We start from the raw sequence: 16339 nt of genomic DNA, 5'->3' as shown, positions 1-16339 counted from the left end.
CGTGATGAGGCGAATTTTTGAGGTCGCACTGCCGTTACGAAAAATTCTGGCCGCCACCTTATTTCATGTCACGCCATCGGCTTCGGGCGTGTAGATACGCCGTCAAATCGCTGTAACCTAGTTGAGCTGCAATCTCCGTTAATGACTCTCCCTGCAATTCAAGATGCATTTCCAATTCTGCGCGAATCTGATCGAGCAATTGTCTGAAGGTTGTACCTTGTTCTTCCAGCCGTCTGCGCAAGGTCCTTGGCGTCTGGTGCAGCGACTTCGCCAGATTGTCCAGATTGGGAGTTTCACGTCTCGCTAGAGATCGTCGCGCTCCTTCAGCAACCTTGGCTGACCAACCGCTGAAATTCCGATGCGCGGCGATCCGTCGATCCAGCTCCTGCGTTAATAATTCCAACATCCCGTGATGACGGGTTTGCATTGGCAGGCTTAAGCTTCGAGCATGAAAATAGAAGCAGTTGATCGAGCAATCAAACTCAACACGATCACCAAACCATTCGGTGTATTGCTTGTAATACGACGGACGCGAATGAGTGAACTTTGCCAAAATCGGCTGCACATTGTGTCCTGTACCTCGTCGTAACTGCGCTATGGACATCACCCCGTAGTGTTCGACGACATACCGCGCCAACTCTCCTGGCGCATCAACGTTCAATTCGACTCCGACGCCGTTTTCGTCATTAACCAACCTGACATTGTCTGTGTCCGAGGCAAGAGGTGCGTAACGGGCCCAAAGGTGCATGGCTGACAAAATATCTGGACTGTACAAGCAAAGATAAGCCAAGACATGCCAGTCCTGGGGGTGAATAGCGCGAACAATTTTAATCCGATCGCCGGATCGATACGTGCCGCTTCGCGCCACAGTTGATCCAGTTCGATCAGGTTGTAATCCGTACTTTTCCGGGCAACCTGGCTATCAAGGAAGCGCTCCAATACCTGGCCCAGCCTGCCGCGATGAAAGCGTTGGGGGGCGCGGTTGGCCGGTTCTAGCTCAATTTTGTCCATTTCGCGCATTGGGAGGACTTGCTCGCAGGTTTCTAATGAAAGGGCATTGCCCGGAAGGGCCTAAATCGAGAGTGCCATGAATACAACAATGCTCGTCAATAACCCCGCAGTGATAGTAGCCGGGATTTTCCTCTCCTTCATTTTACTGGAACTTGCCTGTTCCTCGCTTCGTCAGTCGTCAGGTAGTAAACGTGACGTACTCATTGAAGTCGTCGGCTCCGGTATATTAGTGATGGTCACATTTCCTTTAGTCATGTGGCTAAGTGGTCTGATATTAAATCACGCCATCCCGGAAATGAAGGGCGCACTGACCTCTATTCCATGGATCGCAGGATTTGCGTTGTTTCTACTGCTGGATGACATGACCCAATATTGGTGGCATCGCCTGACGCATCGTATTCCTGCTCTTTATGCATTGCATCGCGCACATCATTCCGCGCCCTATATGAGCATTCGCATCGTCTACCGCAACAATAGTTTCTACTATCTCTTGATGCCGGGCATCTGGCTATCTGGCGTGTTGATTTATCTGGGGCTCGCACCCGTTTATTATGTTTATTTGATTATAAAAATGACTGTGATCTTCGCCGCACACAGCAATGTTGCGTGGGACGACAAACTTTATCGCATTCGCGCTTTACGGCCGATCATCTGGGTTCTTGAGCGAACCATTTCCACTCCATCCACTCATTCTGCGCATCACGGTTTGACTGCAGAGGATGGCGTGACTCACTACAAAGGTAATTTCGGTAACCTGTTATTTTTATGGGATGTGTTGTTCGGAACAGCCAAAATTACCCGTAGGCGTCCGCCAGCATACGGTATCGAACACTTGTCACCGATAACCTGGAAAGAAGAATTGTTCTGGCCAATCGTTCGCTCCCATCGCACGGCACCCAAGGTAAGTGAAGCTAAACAGAAGGTCGCACAATGAGTCGCCATATCGTTCTGCTGTCTGGATCGAATAGATTCAACAGTCAATCAATCAAAGTTGCGCATTATCTGCGCGAGCGGTTAGAAGCACTTGAGCTTTGTGACTCAAGCGAACTGATAGATCTGGCGTCGAGTCCGCTACCGCTGTGGCCAGAAGAAGACACTCAGAAAGCCTGGAGTGCCCAGCAATCCACCCTCAAAAAAGCAACAGCATTGATCGTGATTAGCCCAGAGTGGAATGGCATGGCTTGCCCGGCCCTGAAGAACTTCTTTTTGTACGCAGGGTTCAGCGAACTAGGACATAAGCCCGCGCTTCTAGTTGGCGTTTCGGCTGGACTTGGGGGAGCCTATCCAATTACAGAGTTACGTGCTTCAAGCTATAAAAATAGCCGGATCCTGTATTTGCCTGAGCAACTGATTATAAGAAAAGTTGAATCAATTTTTAACAGTGAGTGCCCTTCAGATGAAAATGATATGCGCATCCGTGCACGTGCCGATTGGGTTTTGCATGTTCTTTGCCAATACGATGACGCGTTGCGTACGATACGAACTTCAATCAAACATCCTCCTGAGTTCTCTACGGGGATGTGAGATTGTCGCACCTCAATAAGTTTAAAGTGCAACTGTTAAAGCTAAACATTAGTGGCTGCCGGTAAAGGTCAACTATTTCCAACTCAGTCCAGATCAAACCACAGTGGGCCGTAACTCCTGCGCTAGTTCAATCAGTGCGCGCAATCGCGCCGGCACGAAGCGATGGCCCGAGTAGTAGAGCCTCAACCCGCCAAACGACGGGCACCACGGCAGCAACACCGGCACCAGGGCGCCGCTCGCCAGTTCTTCCTGGATGAACCACTCGGAAATGAACCCAATGCCGAGGCCCGACACCACGGCCTGTTTGATGGCCAGCAACTCGTTGGACGCGAAGCACACCGGCAGATCCATCTGCAGTTTTTGGCCATCGCGCTCCAATTCCCACTGGTAGAGGCCACCGTGGGCCATGCGCATGCCGATGCTCCGGTGGGTGAGCAGATCTCGCGGATGCTCGGGCACGCCGTGGCGTTCGAGGTACTCGGGCGTGGCCACCACGAGCATGCGGATGTCACCTGACAGTGCCACGGCAATCATGTCTTGCGGCACAGACTCTGCCAGGCGAATCCCGGCGTCGAAGCCACCGGCGATGATGTCGACCATGCTTGATTCGCTGACGATGTCGATGCGCACATCGGGATAGCGCTGAGCGTACTGCTTCAATAGCGGATCCAACAGCAGGTAGGCCGCGCCATGCGGCGCATTGATGCGCAATGTGCCGCTGGGTTCATCGGGGCCGGCGCTGGCTTCCTCGCCGGCACTTTTGATCTGTGCCAACGCAGGTGCGATGCGTGCCACATAGCGTTGGCCGATGTCGGTGAGGGCAACGCTGCGCGTGGAGCGATTGAACAGGCGCACTTTCAGGCGAGCTTCCAGGCCGGCCACTGCGCTGCTCACGGCGGTGGTGGACATGCCCAACTCCTGTGCTGCGCCGCGAAAACTGCTGCGGCGCGCCACGGCCAGTACCACTTCCAGCTCGGTCATTGCTGTTCTGTGCATGGATTGTCCTGAATATAAGGATGCTTCATCAGCCAAAGGATGGCTTATCGGAATAATGAACCCTTCTTAGACTCCTTCACAGAGGCTCGATTCAGGCGAGCCGTTTTTGAGCGAGGAGTCGCCATGCAACGCATTGAACATATCTACATCAACGGCGAGTTCGTCCTTCCACACGGTCAGGAATGGTTTGATCTTCATAACCCGAGTACCGAGGAAGTCATCGGCCAGGTTCGGCTGGGCGACGCACTGGACGCACAGCGTGCGATCGCAGCCGCCAAGGTTGCGTTCCCGGCGTGGGCCCGTACCAGCCGGGAGGAGCGCATTGCGGCACTGCACCGCATGCACCGGGCCATGGCGGCAAGGGAGGAGGAGCTGCTGGAAGCCATCCTCGTGGAGTACGGCGCACCTGCGGTTCGCGGACGCTGGATGGCGACTTATCCGGCCGATGTGATTGCGCAAGCAATCGATGCACTGGAGGCGTTCGATTTCGAGGAACAGGTCGGCATGGCCGGGGTCATTCTGACGCCGGTGGGCGTGACCGGTCTGATCACGCCCTGGAACAGCAATGCAGGCTTCATCTGCAACAAGCTGGCCACCGCGCTGGCAGCAGGCTGCACCGCCGTCATCAAGCCTAGCGAGATGAGCGCATTGCAGACGCAGGTCGTGGTCAGGGCGTTGCACGAAGCGGGGCTGCCACCGGGTGTATTCAACATCGTCAACGGGCGAGGCGATGTGGTCGGTGAGGAAATCGCGCGACATCCCGATGTCGCCAAGATCTCGTTCACGGGCTCGTCCGCTATCGGGCGACACCTGGTAAAAACCGGTGCTGACACCATGAAGCGCGTGACGCTTGAACTCGGCGGCAAGTCGCCCACCGTCGTACTTGACGATGCGGATTTCCAGGCCGTCATGCCGATGGTGCTGCAAGCCGGATTTCTCAACAGCGGCCAGGCTTGCATCGCAGGCACTCGCATCCTCGTGCCGCGCCGCCGGCTGGCAGAGTTCGAGCGGATTGCGAAGGAGGGCGTCTCACAGATCCGATCGGGCGATCCGCGTAACACCGACACCGACACCGACATCGGTCCGATGGTGAGCCAGAAACAATGGGAACGGGTGCAGCGCTACATCCGTACCGGCCAGGAAGAAGGTGCGAGGTTGCTGGCGGGTGGCGAAGGTCGCCCGCAAGGCTTGCATGTCGGATGGTTCGTGAAGCCCACGATCTTCACTGATGCCAACAACCGGATGCGCATCGCGCGTGAGGAAATCTTCGGCCCCGTGCTGACAATCATTCCCTACGAGGATGATGCCGATGCAATCAGCATTGCCAACGATACGGACTATGGGCTGAGCGCCCTGGTGCTGGGAAAAAGCTCGGAACGTTGTATGAACGTCGCTCGTCAGATCGATGCGGGGCGCGTGCTCATCAACACCCTGGCCCACGAACCACGTGCGCCCTTCGGTGGATTCAAGCATTCAGGCCTTGGGCGCGAAATGGGCAGGTGGGGGATGAGCGCGTATTTGGAGCCGAAGGCGTTGATCAGCTCTGCCCCATTGAAATGACTGGGTCAGGTTCCTGTCTGGGGGCACTGGGGGGGAATGGCAATTTAGCGTTCACCGAGCGACTGAAAACGGCCCGAAGCTGCCCTTGATGTCTGTTTGTTGTCGTCATATGTTACGGGCATTCATGGAGGATCCTGGCTGATGGCTCGCGTGGGTTTGATACTGACATCCGGTTGCGGACTGGGAATATGCTTTCCCCGTTTTACGGGATCGACGTCAGGTTTTTTGCTCCTGCTATGGGGCAGTTTCGTTCGCAGGGTGGATTGGCTGTACTGCTCCAGGCACCGCCCCCGTCAGCTTCACCTGCGCAGTGTTTGAAGGTGCCGGGCTATCTTCAGAGAGCATTGCTCAGTTCAGGTCAATGTTGGCAGCGGAACATGGATGATCGCGTCGTCCCGGCATGTCGGGCACATTCTCAGGAGATAATTGATGAGCGCTGGCGATGTACCTGTGGGGCAAGTGGTACAAGGCTACGTAACGTTTGTAGGGAGTGAGGGGACGTGGATTGGAGCGCAGTTCATGAGCTTCAGTTATAGCGCCAATGGGAAGCGGTTTCACAAGTCTCTCAACGAAACCATTGACGCTTGGTCAACTGCAACTCTGCGTAAAGCCTCATACGGGCTGAAGGTAGGCGATCCGGTGTCGGTTTGGTGCTCTCTCAGCGACCCGGGTGTGTGTTGCATCGGCGAAAAACCAACCGACAAGCCGGCATTGGTGCGTTTGATTGAGTCTCTGGGAGCGATAGGGTATTTAAGTTGATCCACGCTCTCCAGGCCGACATATGTTGAATTCAACATCACGAATATCCGCAAATATCAGCTTACGTCTCGGCTGACATCCGATGATGTTCCACCAAGAAGTCGACGAACAACCGCACCCGCGCCGGCATTGCCGCGCCACCGACGAACACCGCATGAATCGGTTCCTGGTCCCCCGGGTTCCACGCTTCCAGCAGCGCAATCAGTTCGCCGCGCTGCAGATCCTCACTCACGCTGAACTCCCCGATACGGGCAATGCCGGCGCCCATTCGCGCGAATTGCGCCAGCGCTTCACCACTGCTGCATTCGATGTTGCCGCTGACCTTCAGGGCAAACGCTTTGCCATCGCGGATAAATGGCCAGTTGGGTTCGGCACGCTTGAAATTGAAGCGCAGGCAGTTGTGTTGGAGCAGGTCTTCCGGTTCCTGAGGGATGCCGTGGCCTTGCAGATACTCCGGCGATGCCACCACGACCTGGCCGGTGGTGCCGATCCTGCGTGCGGTCAGCGGGCTGTCGGGCAGATGGCCGAAGCGCACCGCGACGTCGGCTTGCCCGCCAAGAATGTCGACCACTTCGTCGCCGAGGTTGAGGTCGACGACGATGTTCGGGTAACGGGCGCTGAAGGCTGCGATCAAGGGAACGATGGCCAGCCGTCCATGGCCAAGGGCGGCACTGACCCGCAGTCGCCCCTTGGGCACGCCTTGATCGGCGATGGCTTCTTCAACTTCGTCCATGTCGGCGAGGATCCGCCGGGCGCCGCGCAGGAACGCTTCGCCCTCGGCGGTGAAGGTGATCGCTCGGGTAGTGCGCAGCAGCAGGCGGGTGCCCAGCCGTTGCTCGGTACGCGCAATGATCCGACTGACTGCCGAGGGTGTCAGGCCCAGTGCACGCGCGGCGGCCGACAGGCTGCCTTCCTGCGCAACGGTGGTGAATACGCTCATTTCACCTGATCTGCCGTTGAAATCCACTTGTGCCTCCTACGCAAAGGTGATTGCCAAAAATGCTATCTACCGCCTGAAAAGACGGGATCGTAGCATTGGCGGCATAGATAAGGAGCTTTCCATGCGTATCAATCCACCACTTGTTGCACTCGCCATCGGTGCCTTCGGCATCGGCGTCACAGAATTCGCCCCCATGGGCATGTTGCCGGGTATCGCTGCGGATCTGGGCGTTTCCATTCCCGCTGCCGGTTTGCTGGTCAGTGCTTATGCGCTGGGCGTATTGCTCGGCGCACCGCTGATGACCCTGACCACCGGCAAGATTCCCCGACGCTATCTGCTGATCGGGCTTATGGCGATTTTCACCCTGGGTAATCTGATGTCGGCCCTGGCCACCGATTACTACAGCCTCATGGTCGCCAGGGTGGTCACCTCACTGAACCACGGTGCATTTTTTGGCGTCGGCTCCGTCGTCGCCGCCACCCTGGTCGCCCCGGAAAAACGTGCCGGGGCGGTTGCGGCGATGTTCATGGGCCTGACCCTGGCGACCATCGGCGGCGTGCCGCTTGCCGCCTGGTTTGGCGAACTGTTCGGTTGGCGCACGGCTTTCTGGGGCATTACCGGCCTCGGCGTGCTGACGATGGCTGCGTTGTGGTTCGCTTTGCCCAACGTGCGGGCGCCGCAAAGCGTCGGTGTCATGGCGGAAATTCGGGTATTGGGGCGCGGCCCGGTGCTCGCCGCGCTGGCCCTGACCGTCGTCGGCTCGAGCGCGATGTTTACCGTCTTCACCTACATCGCACCGATCCTCAGCAGCGAGACCCATGCGTCCACTGCTTACATCACCGCCATGCTGATGCTTTACGGTGTCGGGTTGACGCTGGGCAACATGTGGGGCGGCAAGGCTGCTGACCGCTCGATCGATCGCACCCTGATCGTCTCGCTGAGCGTGCTGATTCTGGTCTTGTTGGCATTCACCGTACTGATGCGCTGGCCGCTGCCAGCCGCCGTGGCCATCCTGATCTGGGGTATCGCCAGCTTCGCTCTGGTGCCGCCGTTACAAATGCGTGTAATGGAAGCGGCCAAGGACGCGCCCAATCTGGCCTCGGCGGTGAACATCGGCGCCTTCAACTTCGGCAATGCGATTGGCGCGGCGCTGGGCGGCGCGGTGATCAGCAGCGGGCTGGGTTACCCGGCGATCTCCCTGGCCGGCGCGGCGATGGCGGGCCTGGGGCTGCTGATGGTGTTGGGATTTGCGTGGCGTTCCAGAACGGTTGAAGTCGCCGTGGTGTAACACGTTCAACAATGCTCGGCGAGTTGTCAGTCATTCATAGGGTGAGTAAGCTGCCCCCATGAATCAGCCATCCCTATCTGCCTCCTCGCCGAGCACTCGTGGCCCCGCCGAACACGACATTCGTGACCAGATTGTCGCCGCGGCCAACGAGCATTTCAGCCAATATGGCTACGGTAAAACTACGGTTTCCGACCTGGCCAAGGCCATCGGTTTTTCCAAGGCGTACATCTATAAATTCTTTGATTCCAAGCAGGCGATTGGCGAGGCCATTTGCGGCAACTGCCTGGGCCAAATCGCTGCAGCCGTCGAACAAGCGGTTAACGCAGAAGCGCTTTCAGCCACCGAGCGTTTGCGCAGACTGGTCAAAACCGTGATCGCCACGGGTGTGGATCTGTTCTTCAACGATCGCAAGCTCTACGACATCGCGGCGTTTTCCGCATCAGAGCGCTGGAACAGCGCCCAGGTGTACGAAGCGCAGATCAAGGGCTTTATCCTCGCCATCGTGCGTCAAGGTCGAGAAGCGGGGGAGTTCGAGCGCAAGACCCCGCTGGACGAGACCGTCGAGGCGATCAATCTGGCGCTGCGACCTTTCGTCAACCCGCTGCTGTTGCAACACAATCTGGATCTGATCGAACAAGCGCCCACACTGACCACCAACCTCATCCTGCGCAGCCTCATGCCTTGACCCATCGCTGAGCAAAGTTTTCAGGCGATTCGAGTCAACGCGGCATCCTCCTATTAAATTTCCTGTTCCCTGCACATGAGTGGCGGGCGAGCTATACATTTAGCTAGAGGTGACCATTATCGGAATTGGTCATATGAATGGTATGGCTATATACAAGTCTAGATGCCAGGTAACCATAACAATAGCGAGTCGGGCCATCCATTCGATGGACAGTCCTATATTGCTGCTGGTCAGGATGCAGTCGTTTCCTGAGGCGTGACCATTGACGATATTGGTCACAAGGCTGAGAATATGATGATCATCCTATTCCTCAGTAAGGGAACCTATGCGCCGGCTCCGACTTTTCCCCATTGCCGCATGCTTGTTGCCTCTTGCCCTGAGTGCCTGTGGCGAGTCTTCCAGCGTTGCGGATCCTCGCACACAGGCGCCGCTGGTCAGATCCGCTGCTGTTCAGGCGTCACCCGATGTCGCTCGCTCTTTCACCGGAGTGGTCGCGGCGCGCGTTCAGGGCGACCTGGGTTTTCGCGTATCGGGCAAAGTGCTGGAACGCCTGGTTGATACAGGGCAGGCCGTTAAGCGAGGGCAGCCGCTGATGCGTCTCGACCCGGTCGACCTCGGGCTGCAAGCGCGGGCGCAGCAGGCGGCGGTCATAGCTGCTCGCGCCAGCGCCAAACAGACAGCCGACGATGAGGCTCGCTATCGCAAACTGGTCGGCGTTGGCGCCATATCGGCATCAGCCTACGATCAGTTCAGAGCCGCCGCGGAGACGGCAAAGGCGCAGCTCAACGCCGCGCAAGCGCAGGCCGACGTGGCCCGCAATGCTTCGGGTTATGCGCTGCTGGTCGCTGATGCGGACGGCGTGGTGGTGGAAACACTCGCTGAACCTGGACAAGTCGTCAGCCCGGGACAACCGGTGGTGCGATTGGCCCGCGCAGGGCAACGCGAAGCCATCGTGCATCTGCCCGAAACCCTGCGCCCGGTTGTCGGCTCCACCGCGCAAGCCAGCCTCTACGGCATGAATTCAGCGGCTGTCACGGCAAAACTGCGGCTGCTTTCGGACTCCGCAGACCGAACGACGCGCACATTCGAAGCGCGGTATGTGCTCGAAGGGCCGCTGGCCAATGCGCCGATCGGTGCGACCGTGACCCTCAGCATTGCCGAGGGCGCCACCCAGACACAGGCGTTACAAGTCCCCATCGGCGCCGTTTTCGACCCAGGCAAAGGACCCGGTGTGTGGCTGATCGCCGGAACGCCGGCAAAGGTGACCTGGCGAGCGGTTCAGGTGCTGGGGTTGAGCGATGATTCGGCGCGCATCGCTGGCGACCTCACTGCCGGTGAGCAGGTTGTAGCGTTGGGCGCCCATCTGCTGCGCGATGGCGAAGAAGTACGATTGCCGCAGCAGAGCGAAGCCAGCGTTGCCGGGAGTCGTCCATGAGCCAGGGGCGTTTCAACCTTTCGGCCATCGCCGTGCGCGAGCGGGCGATCACGGTGTTTCTGATTTTTCTGATTGCCGTTGCAGGGACGTTGTCGTTCTTTCAACTGGGGCGTGCGGAGGATCCACCGTTCACGGTCAAGCAGTTGACCGTGATTACCGCGTGGCCCGGTGCGACGGCGCAAGAGATGCAGGATCAGGTCGCCGAACCCCTTGAAAAGCGCCTGCAAGAACTCAAGTGGTACGACCGCTCGGAAACCTACACACGCCCTGGACTGGCGTTCACGATGGTGTCGTTGCTCGATAGCACGCCGCCCTCGCAAGTGCAGGAAGAGTTTTATCAAGCACGCAAGAAACTCGACGATGAAGCCATCAGGTTGCCGGCCGGTGTGATCGGGCCGATGGTCAACGATGAATTTTCCGATGTGACCTTTGCGCTGTTCGCCTTGAAAGCCAAAGGCGAGCCGCAGCGCTTGCTGGTGCGTGATGCGGAAGCCATGCGCCAGCGTCTGTTGCATGTGCCGGGGGTGAAGAAGGTCAACATCATCGGTGAGCAAGCCGAGCGCATCTACGTTTCGTTTTCCCATGACCGGCTGGCGACCCTCGGCTTGTCGCCGCAGGACATCTTCGCCGCGCTGAACAGTCAGAACGTGCTGACGCCCGCCGGCTCCATCGAAACCAATGGGCCGCAGGTTTTTCTGCGTCTCGACGGCGCCTTCGACAAGGTGCAGAAAATTCGCGACACACCGGTCTCCGTGCAGGGGCGCACACTCAAGCTCTCTGATGTGGCGACGGTTGAACGCGGTTACGAAGATCCGGCCACCTTTGTTGTTCGCAATAACGGTGAAGACGCGCTGCTGCTGGGCGTGGTGATGCGCGAGGGCTGGAACGGTCTCGATCTGGGCAAGGCGCTGGATGCGGAGACCGCGCGGATCAATGCGGAAATGCCATTGGGCATGACCCTCGCCAAAGTCACCGACCAGGCGGTCAATATCGACTCGGCGGTCGGCGAGTTCATGGTCAAGTTTTTTGTCGCGCTGCTGGTGGTCATGCTCGTGTGCTTTCTCAGCATGGGCTGGCGAGTAGGGGTGGTGGTCGCCGCGGCTGTGCCGTTGACCCTGGCGATTGTGTTCGTGGTGATGGCCGCCACTGGCAAGAACTTCGATCGCATTACCCTCGGCTCATTGATCCTTGCGCTCGGGCTGTTGGTCGATGACGCGATCATCGCCATTGAAATGATGGTGGTGAAAATGGAGGAGGGCTACGACCGCATCAAGGCGTCTGCCTATGCCTGGAGCCATACGGCGGCGCCGATGCTGTCCGGTACGCTGGTGACGGCAATCGGCTTTTTGCCCAACGGTTTTGCCCAGTCCACTGCCGGCGAATACACCAGCAACATGTTCTGGATCGTCGGCATCGCATTGATCGCTTCCTGGGTCGTCGCGGTGGCGTTCACCCCGTATCTGGGCGTGAAATTGTTGCCGGACATCAAGAAGGTCGAAGGTGGCCATGCGGCGATCTATAACACGCCGAATTACAACCGCTTCCGTCGGCTGCTGACCGCGGTGATCGCCCGCAAATGGCTAGTAGCAGGCACGGTGGTCACGCTGTTTTTCGTCGCCGTGCCAGGCATGGGGCTGGTGAAGAAACAGTTCTTCCCGACCTCTGACCGCCCCGAGGTGATGATCGAGGTGCAAATGCCCTACGGCACTTCGATCGAACAGACCAGCGCCACGGCCGCCAAGGTCGAAGCCTGGTTGCAAAAGCAGGATGAGGCCAAAATCGTCACGGCCTATATCGGCCAGGGTGCGCCGCGTTTCTTCCTGGCGATGGCGCCAGAATTACCCGACCCTTCGTTTGCGAAAATCGTGGTGCTGACGGACAGTCAGCAAGCACGCGAAACCCTCAAATTCCGGCTGCGCGAAGCAGTTGCCGAAGGACTCGCGCCGGAAGCCCGTGTCAGGGCCACGCAAATTGTGTTCGGTCCGTATTCGCCGTTTCCGGTTGCCTACCGTGTGATGGGCCCTGATCCGGTGAAGCTGCGCGATATCGCCGAGCAGGTCCGGAGCGTGCTGCAAGACAGCCCGATGATGAGAACGGTGAACACTGATTGGGGGCCGCTGACCCCGACCTTGCATTTCAGTCTCGATCAGGACCGTCTGCAGGCAGTGGGGCTGACCTCCAATGCGGTCGCCCAGCAACTGCAGTTTCTGCTGAGCGGAGTGCCGATCACGGCGGTGCGCGAGGATATTCGTTCTGTGCAGGTCGTCGGGCGTGCGGCGGGCAATATCAGGCTCGACCCGGCGCAGATCAAGGGTTTCACTTTGGTCGGCGCGTCGGGACAACGCATCCCGTTATCGCAGATTGGCGAGGTCGATGTGCGCATGGAGGACCCGATTCTGCGCCGCCGTGATCGCACACCCACGATCACTGTGCGTGGCGACATTGCCGAAGGTTTGCAGCCACCGGATGTTTCGAGCGTGATCCTCAAGCAGTTGCAGCCGATCATCGAGACACTGCCCTCCGGTTACCGGATCGAGCAGGCGGGGGCTATCGAAGAGTCCGGCAAGGCGGGCAAGGCGATCTTGCCCTTGCTGCCGATCATGATCGCCATGACGTTGCTGATCATCATCGTGCAGGTGCGTTCGATCGCGGCGATGATCATGGTTTTTCTCACATCACCGCTAGGCTTGATTGGCGTGGTGCCGACGCTGCTGATCTTCAATCAGCCGTTTGGCATCAATGCGCTGGTCGGTCTGATTGCGCTGTCGGGGATCCTGATGCGCAATACGCTGATTCTGATCGGGCAGATCCATCACAACACGCTGGAAGGGCTGGACCCGTTCCACGCCGTTGTCGAGGCCACGGTGCAACGTGCACGTCCGGTACTGCTGACGGCAATGGCGGCCATCCTGGCCTTTATCCCCCTGACACACTCGGTGTTCTGGGGGACGCTGGCCTACACCCTGATCGGCGGCACATTCGTCGGCACCATCATGACGCTGGTGTTCCTGCCGGCGATGTACTCCATCTGGTTCAAGATCCGCCCTGAGCACCAGGCTCAGACTGGAACAGTCAGACTGGCGTAGTAACAACGCCTGCAATCGAGGCCCGCTTTCGCGGGCCTCTTTGTCCCCCCCGTCAAAGTGTGGTGATCTGTCCGTTGCGGTCCAGCTCATACACCTTGTTGCCCTGCAATTTCTCCTTCAGCCACCGCTCGGCCTTGCCCAGCGGTCGCTGCCGCGCCCACAACAAATCCACACCGATCTGCCAGTCCGTATGCGGATACGCCGAGAGCTGCAGTTCCACCAGCTCACCCTTGGCCAGTTCACGCTGAACGAGCTGGCGGGGCAGGGTGGCCCAACCGAGCCCGGCGCGGACCATTTCCAATAACGCCAGATAGCTCTCCGCTTGCCACAACTGGGTCGAGCGCAGGTATTCGCTGCTTGGCAGTTTGCTTGCGTGGGCGCTGAAGGCCAGGCGGCGATGGACGTGCAGGTCGTCGAAGGTGACGTTGTCGAGTTGCGCCAGTGGATGCTCGGGGTGGCAGACGTGCAGCATGATCAGTTTGCCCAGTTGCTGGAACGCCAGTTCCTTGGGGTAGCCGGGCTGCGAAAACGCCACACCGAGTACCGCTTCGCCGCTGCTGACCAGTTCGCTGACGTCGCCATACACCGGATGGCGGATGATCAGGTCGACAAAGGGGAACGCGGCTTCGAAGGCTTTGAGCACCGGCATGATCGGGCCGTACGGCGTTTCAATGGCGAGCGTCAGGCTGGTTTCGACGTTGTCAGACAGGCAATCGGCGTGGGCTTCGAAGGTCATGCAGCGTTCGAGCACGGCTTCGGCCTGCACCAGCAATTTGTGGCCGCTGGCGGTGAGGGCAGGGCTGCGGTTGCTGCGGTCGAACAGGTCGACGCCAAGGTCGGTTTCGAGGTTGGCAATCGCCGCGCTGATGGTCGATTGGGTCTTGCCCAGTTGGCGCCCGGCGGCGGAAAACGATCCGCTTTTGACCACTTGGACGAACATCAACAGTTGATCGAGTGAGAAGCGCAAGCGGTGAACTCCCGGGTCGAAAATAAAGGTTTGGAGTGGCTAACGAAAGCCTGATTGTGCCATCGAAAAAAACGATGGTTGCTAATTTGTTTCATCGTAATAAACGTTCAACTATGGCCCCGCGTCAAACGATCTCCGGGGCGGATCTGACTTTCAAGCGCCCCTGAGCATGCCCGCGATCTCAACAGATGCCGCACCTTCAGGAGCGTGTGAAATGACTACACAACGCATTCATCCGGTGGACGAGGTTTTGCCACTGCGACAGTTGTTCACGTTTGGCTTGCAGCATGTGCTGGTGATGTACGCGGGAGCGGTGGCAGTGCCGCTGATTCTCGGCAATGCCATGGGGCTGACCTCGGCGCAGATCGTTTTACTGATTAACGCCAACCTGTTGACCTCGGGTGTGGCGACGTTGATTCAAACCCTTGGCTTCTGGAAGTTCGGCGCGCGGCTGCCGCTGATTCAGGGCTGCTCGTTCATAGCCCTGGCGCCGATGATCATGATCGGCAAGGAATTCGGCCTCAGTCAGATTTTCGGTGCGGTGATCGCGGCAGGCTTTATCACCATTGCTCTGGCACCGGTGTTCAGCCGCTTGCTGCGGTTTTTTCCGCCGGTGGTGATTGGCAGTCTGATCACCATTATCGGCATCTCGCTGATGCCGGCAGCGGCGATCTGGCTGGGCGGTGGCAATCCCGACTCGGCGGACTTCGGCAATCCCGCGAACTTGTTGCTGGGCCTGGCCACAGTCAGCGTGACGTTGCTGATCTACGCCAAATTCAAGGGTTTCATCGGCAACCTCAGCGTGCTGATTGGCCTGTTTGTCGGCAGCCTGATCGCAGCGGCTTGCGGCATGACTCACTTCAATCGGGTCAGCGAAGCGGCGTGGTTCGAGCTGAGTGCGCCAATGGCCTTCGGCGCGCCGGAATTCGCACCGGTGCCGATTCTGATCATGACCCTGGCGATGCTGGTGATCATGGCCGAGACCACCGGCAACTGCCTGGCGATCGGCAAACTGACCGGCAAACCAACCACGCAACAAACCCTCGGCAACGCGTTTCGCGCCGACGGCTTGTCGACCATGCTCGGTGGTTTGTTCAACAGTTTTCCCTACAACGCCTTCACTCAGAACACCGGTTTGATTGCGCTTTCCAACGTGAAAAGCCGCTTCGTCGTCGCTGCTGCCGGGGCAATCATGGTGCTGATGGGCTTATTCCCGAAACTCGGCGCGTTGATCGCCGCAGTGCCGACGCCAGTGCTCGGTGGCTGCGCGATCGTGATGTTCGGCATGACCACGGTGGCGGGGATTCAGGAACTGTCACGGGTGCAATTCGAGGGCACGCGCAACGGCATTATCGTCGCCGTCTCGGTGAGCGTCGGCGTGCTGCCGATGTCCTTTCCGGCGCTGTTCGAACACGTCGGCCCGACCCTGAAACTGGTGCTCGACAGCGGGATTTTCCTCGGTGCGATCACCGCCATCGTCCTCAACATCCTGCTCAACAACGATAAAAAATCGACCGAAACCATCGGCGCTGAACTCGTCGACTGACTGTTTGTTTTCCACTGCCCAGGAGTTACCCATGAATCAATTCACTCAACTCATCCCGGCCGGCGTCAGCGAGCTTGATCTGACCTTGCTGCGCCAGACCATCGCCTTGTCCGAGGCATCGAAGCAACGCGGTCGCCATCCGTTCGCGGCACTGGTCGCCGATCGCAACGGCAAGGTGATTGTCGAAGCGGGAAACAACTCGATGCCGCCGGAAGGTGACCCGACGCAGCACGCGGAGTTGGTAGCAGCCGCCGCAGCGGCAAAATTGCTGTCACCGCAAGAGCTGGAATTGTGCACGCTGTACACCAGTGCCGAACCTTGCTGCATGTGCGCCGGCGCGGTCTACTGGACGGGCATCGGGCGGGTGGTTTATGCGTTGTCGGAGCATGCGTTGCTGGAGTTGACGGGGGATCATCCGGAGAACCCAACGTTCTCGCTGCCATGCCGCGAGGTGTTCGCCAAGGGGCAGCGCAAGGTCAGTGTGTTGGGGCCGATGCTGGAGGGGGAGGCGGCTGAGCCGCACAAGGGTTTTTGGTCGTAAC

The 16339-nt window shown here is 58.6% G+C and carries 12 protein-coding genes and 2 pseudogenes; 10 read left to right on the top strand and 4 right to left on the bottom strand.

Translation table 11 applies throughout. The annotated features are described in order from the left end of the window. Nucleotides 1–58 precede the first annotated feature (58 nt). Nucleotides 59–1020 (bottom strand): annotated as a pseudogene (locus tag AB4O11_RS23495) (AraC family transcriptional regulator ligand-binding domain-containing protein). 67 nt (nucleotides 1021–1087) lie between these two features. On the opposite strand from AB4O11_RS23495, the gene AB4O11_RS23490 reads away from it, so the two are divergent. Both AB4O11_RS23490 and AB4O11_RS23485 read left to right on the top strand, forming a co-directional pair. Then, nucleotides 1088–1945 (top strand): sterol desaturase family protein, encoded by an 858-nt coding sequence (locus tag AB4O11_RS23490; protein ID WP_093431520.1) that lies wholly within the window; start codon nucleotides 1088–1090, stop codon nucleotides 1943–1945. After that, on the top strand, nucleotides 1942–2535 hold the full coding sequence (locus AB4O11_RS23485) for an NADPH-dependent FMN reductase (protein WP_460128807.1): 594 nt from the start codon (nucleotides 1942–1944) through the stop codon (nucleotides 2533–2535). Before AB4O11_RS23490 ends, AB4O11_RS23485 begins: the two co-directional genes overlap by 4 nt. A gap of 93 nt (nucleotides 2536–2628) precedes the next feature. Here AB4O11_RS23485 and AB4O11_RS23480 read toward each other — a convergent pair whose 3' ends face one another. Beyond that, nucleotides 2629–3531 (bottom strand): LysR family transcriptional regulator, encoded by a 903-nt coding sequence (locus AB4O11_RS23480; RefSeq protein WP_460128806.1) that lies wholly within the window; start codon nucleotides 3529–3531, stop codon nucleotides 2629–2631. Nucleotides 3532–3654: 123 nt separating this feature from the next. Between AB4O11_RS23480 and AB4O11_RS23475 the strand changes: the two genes are divergently transcribed. Both AB4O11_RS23475 and AB4O11_RS23470 read left to right on the top strand, forming a co-directional pair. Next, on the top strand, nucleotides 3655–5091 hold the full coding sequence (locus AB4O11_RS23475; RefSeq protein ID WP_460128804.1) for an aldehyde dehydrogenase family protein: 1437 nt from the start codon (nucleotides 3655–3657) through the stop codon (nucleotides 5089–5091). A gap of 141 nt (nucleotides 5092–5232) precedes the next feature. Further along, nucleotides 5233–5476, top strand: a pseudogene (locus AB4O11_RS23470) (hypothetical protein). 435 nt (nucleotides 5477–5911) lie between these two features. Here AB4O11_RS23470 and AB4O11_RS23465 read toward each other — a convergent pair. After that, nucleotides 5912–6817 (bottom strand): LysR substrate-binding domain-containing protein, encoded by a 906-nt coding sequence (locus AB4O11_RS23465; RefSeq protein WP_460128802.1) that lies wholly within the window; start codon nucleotides 6815–6817, stop codon nucleotides 5912–5914. Nucleotides 6818–6911: 94 nt separating this feature from the next. Here AB4O11_RS23465 and AB4O11_RS23460 point away from each other — a divergent pair, with 94 nt between their 5' ends. The 4 genes from AB4O11_RS23460 (at nucleotide 6912) to AB4O11_RS23445 (ending at nucleotide 13284) form a co-directional block, all read left to right on the top strand. Further along, nucleotides 6912–8078 (top strand): MFS transporter, encoded by a 1167-nt coding sequence (locus AB4O11_RS23460; protein ID WP_460090941.1) that lies wholly within the window; start codon nucleotides 6912–6914, stop codon nucleotides 8076–8078. A 58-nt stretch (nucleotides 8079–8136) separates the two neighbouring features. After that, entirely contained in the window at nucleotides 8137–8763 is a 627-nt protein-coding gene (locus tag AB4O11_RS23455) for a TetR/AcrR family transcriptional regulator (protein WP_460090940.1), read from the top strand. Between the two features lie 325 nt (nucleotides 8764–9088). Next, nucleotides 9089–10198 (top strand): efflux RND transporter periplasmic adaptor subunit, encoded by a 1110-nt coding sequence (locus AB4O11_RS23450; protein WP_460128801.1) that lies wholly within the window; start codon nucleotides 9089–9091, stop codon nucleotides 10196–10198. Continuing rightward, entirely contained in the window at nucleotides 10195–13284 is a 3090-nt protein-coding gene (locus AB4O11_RS23445; protein WP_460128799.1) for an efflux RND transporter permease subunit, read from the top strand. Before AB4O11_RS23450 ends, AB4O11_RS23445 begins: the two co-directional genes overlap by 4 nt. A 52-nt stretch (nucleotides 13285–13336) precedes the next feature. Here AB4O11_RS23445 and AB4O11_RS23440 read toward each other — a convergent pair whose 3' ends face one another. Beyond that, nucleotides 13337–14251 carry a LysR family transcriptional regulator gene (locus tag AB4O11_RS23440; RefSeq protein WP_093431546.1) on the bottom strand — a complete coding sequence of 305 codons (915 nt, stop codon included), beginning with the start codon at nucleotides 14249–14251 and terminating at the stop codon, nucleotides 13337–13339. A gap of 214 nt (nucleotides 14252–14465) precedes the next feature. Here AB4O11_RS23440 and AB4O11_RS23435 point away from each other — a divergent pair, with 214 nt between their 5' ends. Both AB4O11_RS23435 and AB4O11_RS23430 read left to right on the top strand, forming a co-directional pair. Continuing rightward, a complete protein-coding gene (locus AB4O11_RS23435) occupies nucleotides 14466–15797 on the top strand; it encodes a nucleobase:cation symporter-2 family protein (protein WP_460128797.1) in 1332 nt (443 codons plus the stop codon). Nucleotides 15798–15828: 31 nt separating this feature from the next. After that, nucleotides 15829–16338: a nucleoside deaminase gene (locus tag AB4O11_RS23430; RefSeq protein WP_257355135.1), complete on the top strand. Its 510-nt coding sequence runs from the start codon at nucleotides 15829–15831 to the stop codon at nucleotides 16336–16338. Nucleotide 16339 lies beyond the last annotated feature (1 nt).

The sequence above is a fragment of the Pseudomonas sp. H1_D05 genome (assembly GCF_054682705.1).
Note: the sequence above shows the minus strand (reverse complement) of the source record. Positions and strands in the feature narration are given on the sequence as shown.